Consider the following 2,294-nt stretch of genomic DNA (forward strand, 5'->3'; position numbering starts at 1 on the left):
ACCAGCCGGGGTCAGCGCCGCCCGGTCAGCTGCGCCTTCGAGCTCAGCGGCAACCGCGTCTCCTTCCGCCTGGGCAGCTACGACCCCGCCCTGCCCCTGGTCATCGACCCGACCGTCCTCTTCAACTCCTACTCCGGCACGACCAGCTCCTTCAGCCTGGGCATGGGCGCCACCTACGATGCCCAGGGCAATATGTACTCGGCCGGCGTGGTGTCCGGTCCAGGGTATCCCCGTACTACTGGCGCTTACAGCCAGGCATTTGGCGGCGACCAGGTTGATATATGCCTAAGCAAGTACAATACAACGGCCAGCGGCCCCGGGGCGCTGGTCTACGCAACCTTTATTGGCGGCGGCAGCATCGAAACCCCGCATAACCTGGTGACGAATCCGCAGGGCGAGCTGGTGATGGTAGCAACTACGGGGTCGGGGAACTTCCCAACCACGGCCGGGGCGTACGACCGTACCTTCAATGGGGGCAGCAGCATTCCCGGCATAGGAAGCGGCATCTACTACCAGCAGGGGTGCGACTTGGCTTTACTTAAGTTCAGCGCCACCGGGGCCCTGCAGGCATCTACCTTTTTCGGCGGCAGCGGCAACGACGGCATCCTGAACCTGCTTAGCTCCGGGGACCTGCTGAATCACAACCAGGGGGACCATGCCCGCAGCGACGTAACCCTCGACGCTGCCGGCAACGTGTACGTGTCCAGCGTAACCACATCGACGGACTTTCCAACCACGACCGGCAACGTGCGCATCTACCGCGGGGGATTGCACGACGCAACCGTGTCACGCTTCTCGCCAAACCTGGCTGCTCTGGACTGGAGCACCTACCTCGGCGGCACCGGCAACGATGCGGCCCGCTCTCTGCAGCTGGCTTCTGACGGTTCCCTGTACGTGTGCGGCGGCACGACCAGCGCCAACTTCCCCACCTCGGCCGGCGTCCTGCACCCCGCTGCCCCCGGCGGAGTCGACGGCTTTGTAGCCCAGCTTTCCGGTGCTACCGGTGCGTTGCAGCGAAGCACTTACCTGGGCACCAACGTGTACGACCAGGCGTACTTCGTGCAGCTGGATGACACCAACCAGGTGTACATCCTGGGGCAGACCCTGGGCAGCTACCCCATCACGCCCGGCGTCTACAACAACGTCGCGGGCACCCAGTTCATCCAGAAGCTGTCGGCGGACCTGAGCACGAATGGCTTTTACACCCGGTTCGGCAGTGGGCGGGGCGCTTTTACCGACATTGCTCCCACTGCCTTCGGTATCGACGACTGCGGGCGCATCAACGTAGCCGGGTGGGGCAGCGACCAGCTGTTTGGCTACAGCACCCAGCCCCTGGACCGCATGCCCACGACGGCCAACGCCCAGCGCAACGTGACGGATGGCTGCGACCTGTATTTCCTGCAGCTTGCTCCTGGCGCGACGGCGCTTACCTACGCCTCCTACTACGGCTACTACGCACCCGGCATCAACCTGCAGGGCGAGCATGTCGACGCGGGAGCGGCGCGGTTCGACCGGGCCGGCAACCTGTACCACAGCAGCTGCGGAGGGTGCGGCAACAACTTCCCCATGGTAGCCGGCTCGTACTACGTAACCTCCCGGGTAACCAGCGGCGCCTGCAACCAGACGTCGATCAAAGTGCAGTTCGGTGAGGTTTCGGCCGGCCCGGCCCAGCAAACGATATGCTCGAATGCGGCACCCATTACCCTGACCGGGGCCGTCCCGACGGGCGGAGTCTGGTCGGGGCCAGGGGTGACACAGGTGGGCAGCAGCTACGTGTTCACTCCCTCAGCCGCCCTGATCGGCAGCCAGACTCTGACCTATACCGTGCCCGGGCAGCTGACCTGCGCCGGTACGGCAACCCGCACCATGGTAGTGCAGGCGGTTACGGCGGCCAGCTTCGGCCCCCTTGACCCAGCCTTCTGCATCAGCCAGACCACTAGCACGCTTCTGACGGCCTCGCCGCCCGGCGGCACCTTTTCCGGGCCCGGGGTGGCCGGCAATCTGTTCTACCCGGCCGCGGCCGGGCTGGGCACGCACATCATCAGCTACACGGTGCCGGCCACGCCCTGTGCCCCGGCCAGCACCGTGACGCGCACCGTGCAGGTAGGTAGTGCCCTCACCGTTCGTGTCCGACAGGATACGGCTATTTGCCAGGGCAACATGCAGCCTATTGTCCTGAGCGGAGCCGATCCGGTGGGTGGCGTATGGAGTGGGGTGGGCGTAAGCCAGCAGGGCAGCCGCTACGTCTTCACCCCGCCCGCCACGCCCGGCTCCTACGCCCTGACCTACGCCAC

At 65.5% G+C, this 2,294-nt stretch carries 1 protein-coding gene; it reads left to right on the forward strand.

What is annotated here, in order from left to right:
• Nucleotides 1-2,294 (forward strand): DUF7948 domain-containing protein (locus LJY25_RS21095; RefSeq protein WP_449555739.1); only part of this gene is annotated, 2,294 nt, incomplete at both ends.

Origin of the sequence: Hymenobacter translucens (genome assembly GCF_020685205.1) — a bacterium.
Classification (GTDB): Bacteria; Bacteroidota; Bacteroidia; order Cytophagales; family Hymenobacteraceae; genus Hymenobacter; species Hymenobacter translucens.